This window comes from Streptomyces flavidovirens DSM 40150 (genome assembly GCF_000429085.1).
Classification (GTDB): domain Bacteria; phylum Actinomycetota; class Actinomycetes; order Streptomycetales; family Streptomycetaceae; genus Streptomyces; species Streptomyces flavidovirens.
Map to the genome: position 1 here is coordinate 50661 of NZ_KE386846.1, position 17413 is coordinate 68073.

Annotated in this window: 15 protein-coding genes; 2 read left to right on the top strand and 13 right to left on the bottom strand. The window is 72.1% G+C overall.

Annotation, left to right across the window (positions count from 1 at the left end; genetic code table 11):
• Window positions 1-98: 98 nt before the first annotated feature.
• The 7 genes from pheT to infC form a co-directional block, all read right to left on the bottom strand.
• Complete coding sequence (pheT, locus tag G412_RS0130990) at window positions 99-2627, bottom strand: phenylalanine--tRNA ligase subunit beta (protein ID WP_028815423.1); 2529 nt, start codon at window positions 2625-2627, stop codon at window positions 99-101.
• A complete protein-coding gene (gene pheS / locus G412_RS0130995) occupies window positions 2627-3754 on the bottom strand; it encodes a phenylalanine--tRNA ligase subunit alpha (protein ID WP_028815424.1) in 1128 nt (375 codons plus the stop codon). Before pheS ends, pheT begins: the two co-directional genes overlap by 1 nt.
• A 145-nt stretch (window positions 3755-3899) precedes the next feature.
• A complete protein-coding gene (locus G412_RS0131000) occupies window positions 3900-5030 on the bottom strand; it encodes a sensor histidine kinase (protein WP_028815425.1) in 1131 nt (376 codons plus the stop codon).
• A 94-nt stretch (window positions 5031-5124) separates the two neighbouring features.
• Complete coding sequence (locus tag G412_RS0131005) at window positions 5125-5979, bottom strand: TrmH family RNA methyltransferase (RefSeq protein ID WP_028815426.1); 855 nt, start codon at window positions 5977-5979, stop codon at window positions 5125-5127.
• A 159-nt stretch (window positions 5980-6138) separates the two neighbouring features.
• Complete coding sequence (rplT, locus tag G412_RS0131010; protein WP_028815427.1) at window positions 6139-6525, bottom strand: 50S ribosomal protein L20; 387 nt, start codon at window positions 6523-6525, stop codon at window positions 6139-6141.
• A 104-nt stretch (window positions 6526-6629) separates the two neighbouring features.
• Window positions 6630-6824: a 50S ribosomal protein L35 gene (rpmI, locus tag G412_RS0131015; protein ID WP_028815428.1), complete on the bottom strand. Its 195-nt coding sequence runs from the start codon at window positions 6822-6824 to the stop codon at window positions 6630-6632.
• 121 nt (window positions 6825-6945) lie between these two features.
• Window positions 6946-7611: a translation initiation factor IF-3 gene (infC, locus tag G412_RS0131020; protein WP_244283350.1), complete on the bottom strand. Its 666-nt coding sequence runs from the start codon at window positions 7609-7611 to the stop codon at window positions 6946-6948.
• 376 nt (window positions 7612-7987) lie between these two features.
• On the opposite strand from infC, the gene G412_RS0131025 reads away from it, so the two are divergent.
• Window positions 7988-8350, top strand: coding sequence for a DUF1844 domain-containing protein (locus G412_RS0131025; protein ID WP_028815430.1), 363 nt, complete (start codon window positions 7988-7990; stop codon window positions 8348-8350).
• Window positions 8351-8385: 35 nt separating this feature from the next.
• Here G412_RS0131025 and G412_RS0131030 read toward each other — a convergent pair whose 3' ends face one another.
• From G412_RS0131030 to G412_RS0131040, 3 genes are all read right to left on the bottom strand, one after another.
• Window positions 8386-9117 carry an SseB family protein gene (locus G412_RS0131030; RefSeq protein WP_028815431.1) on the bottom strand — a complete coding sequence of 244 codons (732 nt, stop codon included), beginning with the start codon at window positions 9115-9117 and terminating at the stop codon, window positions 8386-8388.
• A gap of 64 nt (window positions 9118-9181) precedes the next feature.
• Window positions 9182-10399: a type VII secretion-associated serine protease mycosin gene (gene mycP / locus G412_RS36870; protein WP_051338727.1), complete on the bottom strand. Its 1218-nt coding sequence runs from the start codon at window positions 10397-10399 to the stop codon at window positions 9182-9184.
• Window positions 10396-11574: a hypothetical protein gene (locus G412_RS0131040; protein ID WP_244283338.1), complete on the bottom strand. Its 1179-nt coding sequence runs from the start codon at window positions 11572-11574 to the stop codon at window positions 10396-10398. Before G412_RS0131040 ends, mycP begins: the two co-directional genes overlap by 4 nt.
• 952 nt (window positions 11575-12526) lie before the next feature.
• Between G412_RS0131040 and G412_RS0131045 the strand changes: the two genes are divergently transcribed.
• Window positions 12527-13729, top strand: coding sequence for an amino acid deaminase/aldolase (locus G412_RS0131045; protein ID WP_028815433.1), 1203 nt, complete (start codon window positions 12527-12529; stop codon window positions 13727-13729).
• A gap of 48 nt (window positions 13730-13777) precedes the next feature.
• Here G412_RS0131045 and G412_RS0131050 read toward each other — a convergent pair whose 3' ends face one another.
• From G412_RS0131050 to G412_RS0131060, 3 genes are read right to left on the bottom strand one after another with little or no spacing between them, the layout of a single operon-like run.
• On the bottom strand, window positions 13778-14584 hold the full coding sequence (locus tag G412_RS0131050) for a 3-oxoacyl-ACP reductase (RefSeq protein ID WP_028815434.1): 807 nt from the start codon (window positions 14582-14584) through the stop codon (window positions 13778-13780).
• A 4-nt stretch (window positions 14585-14588) separates the two neighbouring features.
• On the bottom strand, window positions 14589-15965 hold the full coding sequence (locus G412_RS0131055; RefSeq protein WP_028815435.1) for an aldehyde dehydrogenase family protein: 1377 nt from the start codon (window positions 15963-15965) through the stop codon (window positions 14589-14591).
• Between the two features lie 8 nt (window positions 15966-15973).
• The gene (locus G412_RS0131060; protein WP_028815436.1) at window positions 15974-17341 is read right to left on the bottom strand and encodes a glutamine synthetase family protein; all 1368 of its coding nucleotides are present in this window, start codon (window positions 17339-17341) and stop codon (window positions 15974-15976) included.
• Window positions 17342-17413 lie beyond the last annotated feature (72 nt).

A 17413-nucleotide genomic window follows, 5' to 3' on the forward strand; every position in this document is an offset into this window, starting at 1 on the left:
CGTACCTGTTTGCCTACCTCATCCCCACTTCTCACCCGAATGAGTGAGGGGCGCGCCCGTGACTCCGGACACGCCCCTCACTACCGCTTCACCAGGTGTTACGCCCCGCGCAGCACCGCGCCCGTGCGCTCGCCGGCGAGCGCGACGGCGGCGTCGCGGGCGGCCGAGGCCTCCTCGACGGTCAGCGTGCGGTCGGCGGCGCGGAAGCGCAGCGCGTACGCGAGCGACTTCTTGCCCGCACCGAGCTGCTCACCCGTGAACACGTCGAACAGCCGCAGCGATTCGAGGAGTTCACCGGCGCCTTCGCGCAGCGCCGCCTCGACGTCCACCGAAGCGACATCGGCGGAGACGACGAGCGCGACGTCCTGGGTCGCCACCGGGAAGGTGGAGATCCGCGGCGCCTGGAGGGCTCCCGTACCGGCCTGCTCCAGCAGGTCGGTCTCGATCTCCATGGCGCAGGTGCGCTCCGGCAGGTGGAGTGCCTTGATGACGCGCGGGTGCAGCTCACCGGCGTGCCCGACGAGTGTCTCCGCGCCGTTCACGGTGACGTACAGCGCGGCGCAGCGGCCGGGGTGCCACGGCGCGTGCTGGTCGCCCCGGACGATCAGCTCGGCACCGGCCTCACGGGCGAGCGTACGAGCGGCCTCGACGGCGTCCGCCCAGTTGCCCGGCCGGCCCTTGCCCCACCAGCCGGCCTGCTCGCGGGCGCCCGCGAGGACGACGGCGGCGCGGTGCGGCTGGCGCGGCAGCGTGGAGTTGAGAGCGGCGATCTCCTCGTCGGTCGGCCGGCGGTCGACGGGCAGCCGGGCCGCCTTGTGCTCGTCGCCCGTGGGCCTGAAGACCAGGCCGGTCTCGAAGAGCGCCAGGTCGTGCGAGCCACGGCCGTCGTTGCGGCGCAGCGCGCCGAGGAGGCCGGGCAGCAGCGTGGTGCGCAGCGCCGGCTCCTCGTCGGAGAGCGGGTTGACCAGCTTGACCGTACGGCGGCGGTCGTCTTCGGCGTCCAGGCCGAGCTGGTCGAGCACGGCGTCGCCGATGAACGGGTAGTTCAGCGCCTCGACATAACCGGCACCTGCCAGCGCCCGGCCGATGCGGCGGTGCAGCCGCTGCCGGTCGGTGAGCCCGCGGCCGGAGGGCGGCGTCGGCAGGGTCGACGGCAGGTTCTCGTACCCCTCAAGACGGATGACCTCTTCGGCCAGGTCGTTCGGGAAGGCCAGGTCGGGGCGCCAGGACGGCACGGTCACGACCAGTTCGTCCTGCCCGTACACGTCGCAGCCGACCTCCTGGAGACGGCGTACGACGGTCTCCCGGCCGTAGCCGACACCCGCGACGCGGTCGGGGTGGTCGGCGGGCATGGAGATCGTGCGGGGCGCGGAGGGCGCGATGACCTCCGTGACACCCGCCTCGGCGGTGCCGCCCGCGAGCAGCACCAGCAGGTCGACGGTCCGCTGGGCCGCCGCGGAGGTGGCCTGCGGGTCGGTGCCGCGCTCGAAGCGCTTGGACGCCTCGGACGCGAGCTTGTGGCGGCGCGCCGTACGGGCGATGGACAGCGCGTCGAAGTGAGCCGCCTCGATGACGACCTCGGTGGTGCCGCGTACGGCCCCGGTCTCCGGGTCGGTCACGGAGTCCGCGATCTCGGTGTTGGCGCCGCCCATGACACCCGCGAGGCCGATCGGGCCGCGGTTGTCGGTGATCACCAGGTCCTGGGCGTCGAGGACACGCTTGGTGCCGTCGAGCGTCGTGAACTTCTCGCCCGGCTCGGCGCGGCGCACCCCGATCGGCCCGTCGATGCGGGACCGGTCGTACGCGTGCAGCGGCTGCCCGAGCTCCAGCATCACGTAGTTGGCGACGTCGACGGCGAGGGAGACCGGGCGCATCCCGGCCTTCTGGAGCCGGCGCCGCAGCCAGATCGGGGAGCGCGCCTCGGGCTCCAGGCCGACGACCGTACGCGCGGTGAAGCGGTCGCAGCCCCGCGGGTCGGCGATCTTCACGAGGTAGCCGTACGAGTTGGGCGCGGGCACATCCAGGAGCGCCGGGTCGCGCAGCGGCAGCCCGTACGCGGTGGCGACCTCGCGGGCCACGCCGCGCATCGACAGGCAGTAGCCGCGGTCGGGCGTGACGGCGATGTCGAGGACCTCGTCGACGAGTTCGAGCAGCTCGATGGCGTCGGTGCCGACCTCGTACTCCGGCGGCAGCACGATGATGCCGTTGCTGCCGTCGTCGCCCATGCCCAGCTCGTCGCCGGAGCAGATCATGCCGTGCGAGGTCTTGCCGTACGTCTGGCGCGCGGCGATCACGAAGTCGCCGGGCAGGACGGCGCCGGGCAGCACCACGACGACCTTGTCGCCGACGGCGAAGTTACGGGCGCCGCAGACGATCTCCTGCGGCTCACCGGTGCCGTTGGCCATGCCGACGTCGACGGTGCAGAAGCGGATCGGTTTCTTGAACTCCGTCAGCTCCTCGATGGTGAGGACCTTGCCGACGACCAGGGGGCCCTTGAGGCCGGCGCCGAGCTGCTCGACCGTCTCGACCTCCAGGCCGGCGGACACGAGCTTGGCCTGTACGTCACGGCCGGTCTCGGTGGCGGGGAGATCGACGTACTCCCGCAGCCAGGAAAGCGGGACCCGCATCAGATCTCCATCCCGAAGGGCCGAGTGAACCGGACGTCACCCTCGACCATGTCTCGCATGTCTTCTACGTTGTGGCGGAACATGAGCATCCGCTCGATGCCGAACCCGAAGGCGAATCCGCTGTACTTCGCGGGGTCGACGCCGCAGGCGGTGAGCACCTTGGGGTTGACCATGCCGCAGCCGCCCAGCTCGATCCAGCCCTCGCTGCCGCAGGTGCGGCAGGGACGGTCCGGGTTGCCGACGGACTCGCCGCGGCAGACGTAGCAGACCATGTCCATCTCGGCGGACGGCTCGGTGAACGGGAAGTAGTTCGGGCGCAGCCGGGTCTTCATGCCCTCACCGAAGAGCGCCTGGACCATGTGGTCCAGGGTGCCCTTGAGATCGGCCATGGTGAGGCCCTCGTCGACGGCGAGCAGCTCGATCTGGTGGAAGACCGGGGTGTGCGTGGCGTCGAGCTCGTCGGTGCGGTAGACGCGGCCGGGGCACACGACGTACACGGGCGGTTCCCGGTCGAGCAGCGCGCGGGCCTGGACCGGGGAGGTGTGCGTGCGCAGCACGACGCCGGACTCGTCGGACTTCGACCCGTCTGCGCCCTGCACGAAGAAGGTGTCCTGCATCTGGCGCGCCGGGTGGTCCGGGACGAAGTTGAGGGCGTCGAAGTTGAACCACTCCGCCTCGACCTCGGGGCCCTCAGCGACCTCGTACCCCATGGCGACGAAGACGTCGGCGACGCGCTCCATCAGCGTGGTCAGCGGGTGCCGGGCGCCGGCCGGAACGCGGTCGTACGGCAGTGTGACGTCCACCGCCTCCTCGACCAGCACGCGCTCGTCACGCTCCGCCTCCAGGGCGGCGAGGCGGGCGGCGAGGGCCTTGTTCACGGCGCCGCGGGCCATGCCCACGCGCTTGCCGGCCTCGGCCTTGGCGGCCGGCGGCAGGGCGCCGATCTCACGGTTGGCGAGCGAGAGCGGTGAGGTGGGGCCGGTGTGCGCGGTCTTCGCGTGGCTGAGCGCGTCGAGATCCGCCGCGGCGTCGAAGGCGGCGAGCGCCTCGTCCCGCATGCGCTCGATCTCTTCCGGTTTCAGCGCCTCGACCTCGACAGGGTCGTACGACTTATTGGGTGCGGACATCTCTTCCCGTACTTCCGATTGGCTGGTACTGCCTTTGCCGGGGGACACCCCCGGACCCCCGTGGCCCCGGCTCGACGACTGAGGACGCAAAGGTGCCAAAGGTCGAGTCTAAAGGCCGCGAGAGGTGAAGAAGCCCGTGGGCTGCTCAGGCGAGATAGGCCGGAGCGCCGACGGGCAGAATAAATCGGAACTCGGCGCCGCCGCCGGGTCCGCGCCCGACGGTGATCGAGCCGCCGTGCGCCTCGACGATGCCCTTGACGATGTACAGACCGAGGCCGGTGCCGCCGCGCTTGCTGCCCCGCCAGAACCGGGTGAAGACACGCCCCATCGATTCCTCGGGAATGCCGGTGCCTTCGTCGCTCACGGTGACGGCTGTTCCCTTCGCTGCGTGGTCGGCGGTGTTCATCGGGGCTGCGCTCACCTCGATGGTGACCGTTCCTTCCCCGTGTCGCACCGCATTTTCCAGCAGGTTGCCAAGCACCTGGTCGATCTTGTCCGGGTCTGCCCAACAATCGGGCAGCGGCTGCTGGATACGGACCAGGAAGCGGTCCGGGGGCTGACCGTTGGAGATGTGCGCCTGGACGTGCCGGCCGACGGCCGTCGGAATGTCCACGGGCTGCCTGCGCACTTCAAGACGCCCGGAGTCGATCCGGGAGATGTCGAGCAGCTCGGCGATCAGCCGGGTGATGCGGCTCGCGTCGGCGTCGACGGTCTCCAGCATCAGCTTCTTCTGGTCGTCGGTGAAGCGCTCCCATTTGGCCAGCAGCGTCGCCGTGAACCCCTTGACCGAGGTCAGCGGGGAGCGCAGCTCGTGGGCGACGGTGGCTATCAGTTCGGCGTGGCTGCGCTCGGTGCGGCGCCTGGCCTCGGTGCCGCGCAGCGAGACGACGACCCGCCGCACGGGGCCGGCCGGCTCGTGGCGTACGTACCGGGCGGAGACCAGCACCTCGCGGCCGCCGGGCAGCAGCAGGTTGCGTTCGGGCTGTCCGGACCGGATGGCGAGTCCGCCGTACGGGTCGGTGAGGTTCCACCAGCGCCGGCCTTCGAGGTCTTCCAGGGGCAGCGCGGTCTCCAGGGGCCTGCCGAGGGCGGCTTCCCCGGGGATGGCGGTGATCCGCACCGCCGCGGCGTTGAAGCAGACGACGCGGCCGCTCTCGTCGGCGACAACGAGGCCGTCGGGGAGGTCGTCGGGATCGATCCCCTGGCCGCCGTCCTGCGCGTACGGACGCGGTAACGCGTCGCCCGCCTTCGACAGACCGCTCGTGCCGACAGCCATCCCCGTATCCCACCTCTTCCGAAGAGCAAGGGGGTACCTCCCTGCTCGAGCGGAGCCGAGAGCTTGGGGGAGGGCCCCCGAGCCCGCCACACTACTAGCTCGGGGTGACGCTGCGGCACCCTCCGGAAGCGCGCTGCGCACGAGCGGAGGCATAGAGGCACACGGCGGCGGCTGTGGCGAGGTTGAGGCTTTCGGCCCTGCCGTGGATCGGGACGCGCACCACGGCGTCCGCGAGTGCGCGGGTCTCCTCCGGCAGGCCCCATGCCTCGTTGCCGAAAACCCAGGCGGAGGGCCCGCCCATGGTGCCCGCGTCGAGCTCGTCGTCGAGGTCGTCGTCGCCCGCTCCGTCGGCCGCCAGGATGCGTACGCCCACGCTCTTCAGCCCGCTGACGGCCTGCTCGACGGGGACGCCGACGGCGACCGGCAGGTGGAAGAGCGAGCCGACCGACGCGCGTACGGACTTGGGGTTGTAGAGGTCGACGGACGCGTCGGTGAGCACGACGGCGTCGGCGCCGGCGGCGTCCGCGCAGCGCAGCACCGTACCGGCGTTGCCGGGGTCGCGGACGTGCGCGAGGACGGCGACGAGCCGGGGCTTCGCCGCCAGGATCTCCTCGAAGGGCGAGTCCAGGAAGCGGCAGACGCCCACGATGCCCTGCGGGGTGACGGTCTGCGAGACCTCGGCGAGCACCTCGTCGGGAGCCAGGTGCACACGGGCGCCGGCGGCGCGGGCGGCGTCGACGATGCCGGTGTACCGCTCGGCTGCCTCGGCGGTGGCGAAGAGCTCGATCAGGGTCGGTTCGCCGTCGCTGCGGTGCTCGACGGCCTCGCGCACGGCCTGCGGCCCCTCGGCGATGAACCGGCGCTCCTTGCCGCGGAAGCTCCGCTTGGCCAGCCGCTTGGCGGCGGCGACGCGCGGGGACCGCGGGGAGATCAGCTCGGGGGTGCCCATGGTCGGCGGCTCACTTCTCTGCGTATCTCTGCGTACGAAAGGGGTCGTTCTCGTCGTGCTCGCGCCGGCTCACAACGCACCGGAGGCTCACAACGCACGGGACCCGCAGGCGGCGAACGCCTGCGGGTCCCGTGGACGAAGAGGTGCTGCCTGAGGGAATCAGGCGGCGGTCTTCGGGGCGTTGACGTCGCTCGGGAGCGCCTTCTGGGCGACCTCGACGAGCGCGGCGAACGCGTTGGCGTCGTTGACCGCAAGCTCGGCCAGGATCTTGCGGTCCACCTCGATGTTGGCGGCCTTCAGACCCTGGATGAGGCGGTTGTACGTCATGCCGTTCTGGCGGGCAGCGGCGTTGATGCGCTGGATCCACAGCTGACGGAAGTCGCCCTTGCGCTTCTTGCGGTCGTTGTAGTTGTAGACCAGGGAGTGGGTGACCTGCTCCTTGGCCTTGCGGTACAGGCGCGAACGCTGACCGCGGTAGCCCTTGGCCGCCTCGAGGATTGCCCGGCGCTTCTTGTGGGCGTTGACTGCCCGCTTGACGCGTGCCACTTGTTAACTCCTTGTAGCGGGGCCGCGGTGGAACTCACACGGCCCGGAAACGTATTGGTCTCGGTCGTTCCGACGAGGGACTCCGGTCACCCGGAGCCGCGGCGTCACTTGCCGAGAAGCTTCTTGATCTTCGGGGCGTCCGCCGGGGACACCACGACAGCGCCGGTCAGCGAGCGGGTCTTCTTGGAGGACTTGTGCTCCAGGAGGTGGCGCTTGCCGGCCTTCTCGCGCATGACCTTGCCGGAGCCGGTGACCTTGAAGCGCTTGCTGGCACCGCTGTGCGTCTTGTTCTTCGGCATAGCGCCGTTCTCTCCTCGTCAGTGGCGCTCCCCCGGTACGTACCGGAGAGCGGGAGCGTCAGTCGTTGGTATAGGGGCTTCCTGGCCGAACCCGGGGCCGCCTGGATGGCAGCCCCGCGGATCACGCTTCGGAAGGGGTCTCGGTCTGTGCCTCGGCCGGAGCCTCGGCGACCTCGTCCGTCGACTCGGCCTGCTCGGCCTCGTCCGCGCCGTGACCCTGGCGTTCGGCCTTGCGGGCCGCCTGGGCCTCGCGCGCCTCGGCCATGGCCTCGGTCTTCTTCTTGTGCGGGCCCAGAACCATGATCATGTTCCGGCCGTCCTGCTTGGGATTCGACTCGATGAAGCCAAGGTCCTCGACGTCCGAAGCCAGACGCTGAAGCAGTCGGAAGCCGAGCTCGGGGCGGGACTGCTCACGACCACGGAACATGATCGTGATCTTGACCTTGTCGCCCTGCTTGAGGAACCTGACGACATGACCCTTCTTGGTGTCATAGTCGTGCGGGTCAATCTTCGGCCGGAGCTTCATTTCCTTGATGACCGTGTGCGCCTGGTTCTTACGCGCCTCACGGGCCTTCATGGCCGACTCGTACTTGAACTTCCCGTAGTCCATGAGCTTGCACACGGGCGGACGGGCGGTCGCCGCGACCTCGACCAGGTCGAGGTCGTACTCCTGCGCAAGCTCCAGGGCCTTCGCAAGAGGCACAATGCCGACCTGCTCGCCGCTGGGTCCGACGAGTCGCACCTCGGGAACGCGAATCCGGTCGTTAATGCGGGGCTCAGCGCTGATGGATCCTCCTCAGTAGCACCACACGACTGTCTGGCAGACAGCCGCGTAACGTCTGTTTCGTGAGACCAACCTCAGGGAGCCATGAAAAATGCCCCGGACGGGAACACAGGTGGGGCTCCTGGATATACCGGAGCACCACCGCGCATCAACCGCGGGGCGCATCATCGAGCGGTGCTCCATCGTCCGTACGGAACGATGGGGACCGCCTGACCGGTGACCCGCCGTCCGTGAGGACAGCCAGGTGGGAGATCGGAGCCTCCACTTGTGGGCCGGGCACACAGGTGTCCGGCCGGTCGTTACACAAGGTTAGCAGCTCCGGCGGGAAGGGGCGAACCCGTGGGGAAAGCCCTGCTCGCCTGGGCATATCGTGTGCGTCATGAGTGACGCGACCTCCCCCAGTGAATCCCCCGACTTCGACGCCATGACGCGCGACATCGCGGAAGTACCGGCAGTCGAGGTGATCGTGACGGTGGCGGTCAACCTGATGAGCGCCGCCGCCGTGAAGCTCGGCCTGACCGAGGACGGCGACCAGCACAAGGACCTCGACGAGGCCCGCAAGCTGGTGCACGCCCTGGCCGGTCTGCTGGACGCGAGCGCGACCGAGATCAGCTCCTTCCACGCGGCGCCGCTGCGCGACGGGCTGAAGTCACTGCAGCTGGCGTTCCGCGAGGCGTCGGCGGTGCCGGACGAGGTGGGGCAGGGTCCGGGCGAGAAGTACACGGGCCCGGTCTACGGCTGACCGAGCGGCACCAGTCACCCGTTACCCGTTAGCCGTTACGCGCGTACGAACAAGGGCTCGCCCGGAGGCGTGACCCCGGCCGGCAGCAGTGCCAGGTCGAGGCCGCGCACCAGGCGGGCCCTCAGCGTTTCGTCGGCGGCCAGTGCCCCGGCGAGGCGGCGGGCCGCCTCGCCCGGTTCGGCGCCGGGGGCGAGGACCAGCGCGAGGGTGCCGTCGGCGGCGCCCGGCCCGAGGTGGGCGCGCAGGACCGCGGGCTCGGCGGCGACAGCGGCCCGTACCGCCTCGGTGACGGCCGGGTCGTCGAGCGGCACCGCGCTGGTGCGGCCCTCGGCGGCGGCGAGCAGCGCGGACCCGGTCAGCTGGTACGGCACAGGACCGGCCAGATCGAGGACCAGCGTGTCGGCCCGCTCGTGGGCGACGGCCTGGAGCGCCTGGTGCAGCGGTACGGCGACGGGGCGCGCCTCGGGATTCCAGCGGGCCAGGGCCTCGGTGGAGGTGAACGCGGGCAGGGCGCGGCGCTCCCCCGCCTGGAGCGTCGGCACGGCCATGTCGCTGGTCTTCTCGCGGCGCAGGCCGTTCTCGTCCGTCTCGACTTCACCGAGTACGGCGACGACGGGGACCAGGAGCCGGGCGCCGGCCAGCGCTTCGAGCACCCGCGGCTCGGCCGCCGGGTCCTCGGCCCAGGCGGCGAGCGCCGCGGTCAGCCGGGGGTCGGCGGTGCCGTCGTCTTGGGAGAAACCGGGGTCCGGGATGTTCTTGAGCGCCACTCCACGAGACTAGCCGCCGGGTCGGGGCGGCTTTCCCACGGGGCCTGCGGGCACCACCGTTGCGTCAGCGGAAGTGGCGGGGGGCGGCGGGCCGGCTGGTGCGCCAGAGAGCCACCGAGCCGGCGAGCAGGAGTACGCCGATGCCGCCCACTGCCGGGGCGAGCCAGCCCGCCGGTTCGCCGGCGTCGCGCAGGGGGCCGGGGCCGGCGCCGAAGTACTTCTTGCCGTGCGGGGCCGAGGTGGGGCGCAGGCCCGCCGGGCGGAGCTTGCCGCCCGCCTCGATGGCGGCAGCCGGGTCGACGAAGCCGTAGCCGCGGTCGTCGTCGCGGCCGCCCTCGGGTGCGTTGCGGGCGGTGTCCGCGAGGAGCTTCTTGACCTGGGCGGGCGTCAGGTCCGGGTGCGCGGAGCGTACGAGCGCGGCGGCGCCGGAGACGAAGGCGGAGGCGGCGCTCGTACCCCAGCCCTCGTAGTAACGGCGGTCGGGGTCGGCGATGATCACGTCGACGCCGGGGGCGCTGACGGTCGCGTACCAGCGGCTGGTGGAGAAGGACGCGTGGGTGCCCGTGCTGTCGACGGCGGCGACCGCGATCACGCCGGGGTAGGCGGCGGGGTACGAGATGTGGTCGCCGTCCTCGCCGCTGTTGCCCGCGGAGGCGACCACGACGGCGCCCTTGGCGAGGGCGTACTGGACGGCGGCGTCCTCGGCGGGCTCGGGGTGGGCGGACTTGCTGTCGTCGCCGAGGGAGAGGTTGATGACGTCGGCGCCGTGGTCGGCGGCCCAGCGGATGCCCTGGGCGAGGGCGTTGCCGCGGGTGGTGCGGGCGCGCTTGCGGGCGGGGTCGCCGCCTTCCAGGATGACGCGGACCGGGAGGATCTTCGCCTCCGGCGCGATGCCGACTACGCCGTCGGCGCGGCCGGGGCCGTTGCCGTGGCCCGCGATGATCCCGGCCATGGCGGTGCCGTGGCGCGCCCAGGCGCGGTCGCCCTTCCCCGCGCCGAAGCCTATGAAGTCCTTGCCTGCCAGTACGCGGCCTTCGAGGTCGGGGTGGCTGCCGTCCACGCCGGTGTCGAGGACGGCGACGGTGATGCCCTCGCCCTTGGTCGTACGCCAGGCCTCGTCGGTGTGGAGTGCGTCGAGCGCCCACTGCTGGGCCCGGATGCTGTCGGCGTGAGCGGCCGGCGCAGGCAGCAGGGCGAGCGCGGTAGCGGCGAGGGCGGCGGCGAAGGCGCGGGAGCCTGTGCGGCGGGCGGTGCGGGAGGTGGCGCCGGTTTCGTGGTTCATCGGGGAGGCTCCGTGGCCGGGTGCGCGGTCCTGCGGAGGCCGCGTTCGACGCGGTCGGCGATGCCCTTGGCCTCATGGCCGAGGCCCGCCTGCGCGGGGGCGTTCGTCGCACCGGGGACGGTGGCCCGGCCGGCGGGCTGCGGGTCGGCGACGGTGCGGCCGTCGGCGAAGCCGGAGACGGCGTACACGACGACCGGTACGTCGGTGAGCACACGCACCGTCCAGCTCGCGCGCTGCCGGTCGCCGAAGTCGGCGGCGACGGTCCCCTTGGCGGGGTAGGTGCGCGGCATGAGGTCGGTGCGGTCGGCGAGGCCCTCGTTGCTGAAGCGGGTGCGCAGGGCCTTCATGGCCGGTGCGCCGGCCTCGGTGAAGAGCATGCCGACCGTGGTGACGCTGCTGGTGGTGGCGTCGGTGTAGGTGGCGCGCACGAGGCGCAGGCAGCCGACCGGTTCGAGCGCCTTGAGCAGCAGCGGGTCGAGGGCTTGCGCGCAGCCGCTGTCGGGGGCGACGGCGACGCGTGTCCAGACGCGGTCGGCGCCGCCGGGGCCCGCGCCGTCGCCTTTGATGGCCGGCGGGAAGAGCGTGTCGACGGGGGCGCTGTGCCAGAGGCCGCGTGCCTCGGCGTAGCCGGTGGGAGCGGCGGCCCCGGCGTCGGCGCCGCCGGTGAGCCAGCTCCCCGTAACGGCGCCGCCGACCAGGCCGGCTCCGAGTACGAGGCAGGCCGCGGCGGCCACGACGCGTGCGGGGCGGCGAGTACGGACGGGCCGCAGCCGGGTGGTGGTCTCGGCCGGCGTCTCGGGTACCCCCCAGTGCCGCGGCGCGGCAAAGTGGGCCGGCGGCCGGGGCGCACCGGGCTGCGGGCCCAGGTCGACGGCTCCGACGGGCCGTCGCCGGGCGGCGCCGGGCGACGGCGTTACGGGCGGCGTTACGGGCGGAGCCACGGGCGGCGGCGGGACCTGCGCCGGCAGCGGCCCCGGCGAGCCGGGCACGGGCCGCAGCCGCGCGGTGATCTCGGCCGGCGCGGCGTCGCCCCCGCCGCCGGCCCGGCGGCCGTCCTGCCGACCCCCGACACCCTGCGGGCCACTGGCGGCGGCCGGAGCTCCAGGACCCCCCGGCACGTCACCAGCGGCGCGCACCGGGCCCGGCGGTGAGGGCGCGGGCGCCGGGGATGGCATGCCGAAGTCGGCATCCGGAGCACCCACGCGCGAGGCGCAGGGGGGCGCGACAGGCGCGCTGTGGGACGGCCCGGCGACAGCGTCAGACCCCGCCTTGTTGCCTGCGGCGGGCGGAGGCATCGGGCCAGGGTGACGCGGACCGACGGCAGCAGGCGTGACCGGGGCGCCCGCACGGGCGGCGCCGGACGGTGCGGGCACCACGTGGGACGCTGCGGCAGCCGCAGCCGGCCCGCCCAGGCCGGGCATGGCGGGACCCGGTATGGCGGGCGGAGGCACCGGGGCGGGGTGACGCCGAGCGACGGCAGCAGGCGTGACCGGCGCACCCGCGCGGGCGGCGCCGGACGGTGCGGGCGCCGCGTGGGGCGGTGCGGCAGCCGCAGCCGGCCCGCCGAGGCCGGGCATGGCGGGACCCGGCATGGCGGGCGGAGGCACCGGGGCGGGGTGACGCGGAGCGACGGCAGCAGGCGTGACCGGCGCACCCGCACGGGCGGCGCCGGACGGTGCGGGCACCACGTGGGACGCTGCGGCAGCCGCAGCCGGCCCGCCGAGGCCGGGCATGGCGGGGCCGGGCGCGCCGGGGGCGGAGTCGGCGGGGCGTGGCGACGGGGCAGGCTCGCGCGGGGTGGGGGGCGAGTGCGGGGGGTTGGGGGGCGTTGGTACGCGGGGGGGTGGTGGGGTGTGCCAGGTGGGCGGGGGCGGTGGGGTCGTGGGGTGGGGTGGGAGAGGGGCACGGTGTGCCTCGGTGCTCATCCGCCCCCCTGTTCATGGTCGCCCGGCCTGTGCCCCGCGATGCCCGATCGCCTTTCGGGGCAGGTCCGTTCGAGTCGTCCTCACCGCTTGAGCGTCACTCTACGGGCTGCGGCGGGTCGGACGGGAACCAGTCCCCGGCCTCGCGGCATCTGACCGGATCATCCCCCTACCCAGCGGTAATCCGCTCTGGCAAGCTCTGGCCATGACACCGCGTGCTGCCGACCGGGCCAGGTACGACCGGGCCACCGCTCACCTCGACGCCCCCGTCGCCGTTGTCGACCTCGAGGCGTTCGACGACAACGCCGCCGACCTGGTCCGCCGCGCGGCGGGGAAACCGATCCGGGTGGCGAGCAAGTCCGTACGCTGCCGGGCGCTCCTTGAGCGCGTGCTGACGCGGGACGGGTTCGCGGGCGTCATGTCGTTCACGCTGGCGGAGTCCCTGTGGCTCGCGCGCTCCGGGTTCGAGGATGTTCTGCTCGCGTATCCGTCCGCGGACAGGGGCGGGTTCGCCGAACTCGCGGCCGATCCCAAGCTCGCCGCCGCCGTCACCGTGATGGTCGACGACCCCGCACAGCTGGAGCTGATCGACCGGGCCAGGGACGGCGGCCGTGAGGAGATCCGGGTCTGCCTCGAGCTGGATACGTCGTGGCAGCCGCTCGGGGGCCGCGTCCGGATCGGCGCGCTGCGTTCGCCGCTGCGCGAACCCGCCCAGCTGGCCGAGCTGGCCCGCTCGGTGGCCCGCCGTCCCGGATTCCGCCTGGTCGGCATCATGGCGTACGAGGGCCATGTCGCCGGGGTCGGGGACGCGGTCGTGGGGCGGCCGTTGCGTTCGCGGGCGGTCAGGGTCATGCAGGGCGCGGCGCGCAAGGAGCTCGCGGTCCGGCGGGCGGCCGTCGTACGGGCGGTACGGGCCGTCGCTCCGGACCTGGAGTTCGTCAACGGCGGCGGCACGGGCAGCGTCCAGCACACCGCCGCCGAGCGCGCCGTGACCGAGATCGCGGCGGGCTCGGGGCTCTACCTCCCCCGGCTCTTCGACAACTACTCGTCGTTCACGGGACGGCCCGCCGCCCTCTTCGCGCAGCCCGTCGTCCGCCGGCCGGGCGTGGGTGTGGTGACGGTGCTCGGCGGCGGCTACCCCGCCTCGGGGGCCGCCGGCCCCGACCGGTCGCCCGTCCCCTATCTCCCGGAGGGACTGTGGTACGACCCCCAGGAGGGGGCCGGCGAGGTGCAGACACCGCTGCTCGGCTCCCCCGCCGACGATCTGCTGATCGGCGACAAGGTGTGGTTCCGGCACGCGAAGGCGGGCGAGATGTGCGAGCGGTTCGACGAGCTCCACCTCATCGAGGGCGATGCGGTTACGGCGACCGTACCGACGTACCGCGGAGAAGGGCGGACCTTCCTGTAGCGGGCGGAGGCCGGGCCCACGGGTCCGGCCCGGCCTCCGGTGCGCGGGTTAGAGCGGGGTCACGTACGCGCCCGCGATTCCCCCGTCGACCAGGAAGTCCGTGGCGTTGATGAACGACGAGTCGTCGCTCGCCAGGAACGCCACCGCCGCCGCGATCTCCTCCGCCTCCGCGAAACGGCCGACGGGGATGTGGACGAGCCGGCGCGCCGCCCGCTCCGGGTCGCTGGCGAACAGTTCCTGGAGGAGCGGGGTGTTGACCGGGCCGGGGCAGAGCGCGTTCACGCGGATGCCCTCGCGGGCGAACTGCACGCCCAGCTCGCGCGACATGGCGAGGACCCCGCCCTTGGACGCGGTGTACGAGATCTGGGAGGTCGCCGCGCCCATGATCGCGACGAACGACGCGGTGTTGATGATGGAACCGCGGCCCTGTCGCTGCATGTAGGGGATGGCGGCCTTGCAGCAGAGGTAGACGGAGGTGAGGTTGACGTCCTGGACGCGCTTCCACGCATCGAGGCCCGTGGTGAGGATCGAGTCGTCGTCGGGGGGCGAGATGCCCGCGTTGTTGAAGGCGATGTCGACCGAACCATAGGTGTCGTACGCCGTCTTGAAGAGCGCGTCGACCTGCTCGGCGTCGGTGACGTCGACCCGTACGAACGTCCCGCCCACCTCGTCGGCCGCGGCCTTGCCCGCGATCTCGTCGATGTCGCCGCAGACGACCCGCGCCCCCTCGGAGGCCAGGCGGCGCGCGGTGGCGAGGCCGATGCCGCTGCCGGCGCCCGTGATGACGGCGGTACGTCCGACCAGGCGGCGGCACACGATGGAGTCGGTCGAGTCGGTCGCGTCAATCGCAGTCATGGTTTCAGGCCTCCGTGCTGATGAAGATGTTCTTGGTTTCGGTGAAAGCGGTGAGTGCGTCGGGGCCCAGTTCGCGGCCGAGGCCCGACTGCTTGTAGCCGCCGAACGGGGTCGAGTAGCGGACGCTGCTGTGGGAGTTGACGGACAGGTTGCCCGCACGGACTCCCTGGGAGACGCGCAGGGCCCGGCCCACGTCCCGTGTCCAGATGGATCCGGACAGGCCGTACTCGGTGGCGTTGGCGAGGCGGACCGCGTCCTGTTCGTCGTCGAAGGGCAGGACGACGGCGACGGGGCCGAAGACCTCCTCCGTCGCGGCGGGCGCGTCCGGACCGGTGCCCGTGAGGACGGTCGGCGCGAACCAGAAGCCGGGGCCTTCGGGGGCGTTGCCCCGGATGGCCTGCGTGCCCTCGGGGACGTACGAACGTACGCGCTCCAGCTGGGACTTGGAGATCAGCGGGCCCATCTGCGTCTTGGCGTCCGAGGGGTCGCCCACGACCACGGCTTCGATCGCCGGCGCGAGGAGCTCCAGGAAGCGGTCGTACGCCGTGCGCTGGACGAGGATGCGCGTACGGGCGCAGCAGTCCTGGCCGGAATTGTCCAGGAAGGACATCGGGGTGGCGGCGACGGCAGCCTCGATGTCGGCGTCGGCGAAGACGATGTTGGGGCTCTTGCCGCCGAGTTCGAGGGTGACGCGCTTCACGCGGTCGGCGCACTTGGCCATGATCTGCTTGCCGACGCGGGTGGAGCCGGTGAAGACGATCTTCGCTACGCCGGGGTGTTCGACCAGGGCGTTGCCCGCCACGTCACCGGCTCCCGGCAGGACCTGGAACAGGTTGTCGGGGAGCCCCGCTTCGAGGGCGAGTTCGGCCAGCCGCAGGGCCGTGAGCGGGGTCGTCTCGGCGGGCTTGAGGATGACGGCGTTGCCCGCGGCGAGGGCGGGGGCCGTGCCCCAGGCGGCGATCGGCATGGGGAAGTTCCAGGGCGCGATGACCCCGATGACGCCGAGCGGTTCGAGGAGGGTGATGTCCAGGCCGCCGGCGACCGGGATCTGCCGGCCGCTGAGGCGTTCCACTCCCCCGGCGGCGAAGTCGAGCAGGTCGCGTACGTTGCCCGCTTCCCAGCGGGCGTTGCCGAGGGTGTGGCCGGCCTCGCGGACCTCCAGCCCGGCCAGTTCCTCGATGTGTTCGTCGACCTTTGCCGCGAAGCGGCGCAGCAGCCGGGCGCGGTCGGCGGGGGCGGCGGCCGCCCAGGCACGCTGCGCCCCGGTGGCCCGTACGACGGCCGCGTCGATGTCGGCGGCGGTGGAGGCCGCGACGGTGGCGATGACTTCTTCGGTGGCCGGGTTGAGGATGTGGTGCTCGGACGAGGGCTCGAAGGACAAGGCGGGCCTCACAGTCGTTCGAAGGAGCGGCGGAGCTCCCAGTCGGTCACCGCGGAGTCGAATGCCTGGAGTTCGACCCGCGCCATGTTGCGGTAGTGCGCGACGACTTCGTCGCCGAAGGCGGCCTTGGCGATGGGGCTGTTCTCCCAGAGTTCGGCGGCCTCGCGCAGCGACGTGGGGACGTGCTCGTAGTCGCCGGTGTAGGCGTTGCCCGTACAGGCCTCGGGGAGTTCGAGTTGGTGCTCGATGCCGTAGAGGCCGGCCGCGACCAGGCCGGCGACGGCGAGGTGCGGGTTGACGTCGCCGCCGGGCAGCCGGTTCTCGAAGCGCATGGAGCGGCCGTGGCCGACGACGCGCAGGGAGCAGGTGCGGTTGTCGTTGCCCCAGGCGACGGCGGTCGGGGCGAAGGAGCCCGGCTGGAAGCGCTTGTAGGAGTTGATGTTGGGTGCGTAGAGGAGGGCGAAGTCGCGCAGGGCGGCCAGCTGTCCGGCGAGGAAGTGCCGCATGACGGGTGACATCCCATCGGAGGCGGCGTCGTCCGCCATGGCGTTTCGGCCGTCCGCATCCTGCAAGGAGAGGTGGATGTGGCAGGAGTTGCCCTCGCGCTCGTTGTACTTCGCCATGAAGGTGAGCGAGACGCCCTCCTGGGAGGCGATCTCCTTGGCGCCGGTCTTGTAAATGGCGTGCTGGTCGCAGGTGACGAGCGCCTCGTCGTACTTGAAGACGATCTCGTGCTGGCCGGGATTGCACTCGCCCTTGGCCGACTCGACGGTCAGGCCCGCCGCGGTCATGTCGTTGCGGATGCGGCGCAGGAGGGGCTCGATGCGGCCGGTGCCCAGGACCGAGTAGTCGATGTTGTACTGGTTCGCGGGCACGAGGTCCTTGTAGCCGCGGTCCCAGGCCTGCTCGTAACTGTCCTTGAAGACGATGAATTCGAGCTCGGTGCCGACGTGGGCCGTGTAGCCGAGCTCGGCGAGGCGCTCAAGCTGGCGGCGCAGGATCTGGCGGGGCGCGGCGACGACGGGGGAACCGTCGTTCCAGGCCAGGTCGGCGATGAGCATGGCCGTTCCGTCGTTCCAGGGAACGCGCCGCAGGGTGGAGAGGTCGGCGTGCATGGCGAAGTCGCCGTAGCCGCGGTCCCAGGAGGCCATCTCGTATCCGTCGACGGTGTTCATCTCGGTGTCGACGGCGAGAAGGTAGTTGCAGCCCTCGGTGCCGTGGTCCAGTACGTCGTCGAGAAAGAACTGGGCGGCGAACCGCTTGCCCTGGAGGCGTCCCTGCATGTCGGGGAAGGCCAGGACGACTGTGTCGATCTCACCGCTCGCCACGAGGGCGCGGAGCTCCTCAAGAGCGAGCGGGGGTGTGCGGTCTGCCACGGAAAGTTCCTCCTTCGGTCAGCCGGAAGCCATAAGGTATTGCTGAAGACCATTGCTTGGGAAGGGGAAACC

What these genes read in the sequence shown, in the direction of transcription:
- rpmI (WP_028815428.1), bottom strand. Translation starts at nt 6,824, where the DNA reads ATGCCGAAGAACAAGACGCACAGCGGTGCCAGCAAGCGCTTCAAGGTC.
- G412_RS0131025 (WP_028815430.1), top strand. Translation starts at nt 7,988, where the DNA reads ATGAGTGACGCGACCTCCCCCAGTGAATCCCCCGACTTCGACGCCATG.
- G412_RS0131045 (WP_028815433.1), top strand. Translation starts at nt 12,527, where the DNA reads ATGACACCGCGTGCTGCCGACCGGGCCAGGTACGACCGGGCCACCGCT.
- G412_RS0131050 (WP_028815434.1), bottom strand. Translation starts at nt 14,584, where the DNA reads ATGACTGCGATTGACGCGACCGACTCGACCGACTCCATCGTGTGCCGC.
- G412_RS0131000 (WP_028815425.1), bottom strand. Translation starts at nt 5,030, where the DNA reads ATGGCTGTCGGCACGAGCGGTCTGTCGAAGGCGGGCGACGCGTTACCG.
- G412_RS0131040 (WP_244283338.1), bottom strand. Translation starts at nt 11,574, where the DNA reads ATGCCATCCCCGGCGCCCGCGCCCTCACCGCCGGGCCCGGTGCGCGCC.
- G412_RS0131005 (WP_028815426.1), bottom strand. Translation starts at nt 5,979, where the DNA reads ATGGGCACCCCCGAGCTGATCTCCCCGCGGTCCCCGCGCGTCGCCGCC.
- pheS (WP_028815424.1), bottom strand. Translation starts at nt 3,754, where the DNA reads ATGTCCGCACCCAATAAGTCGTACGACCCTGTCGAGGTCGAGGCGCTG.
- pheT (WP_028815423.1), bottom strand. Translation starts at nt 2,627, where the DNA reads ATGCGGGTCCCGCTTTCCTGGCTGCGGGAGTACGTCGATCTCCCCGCC.
- mycP (WP_051338727.1), bottom strand. Translation starts at nt 10,399, where the DNA reads ATGAACCACGAAACCGGCGCCACCTCCCGCACCGCCCGCCGCACAGGC.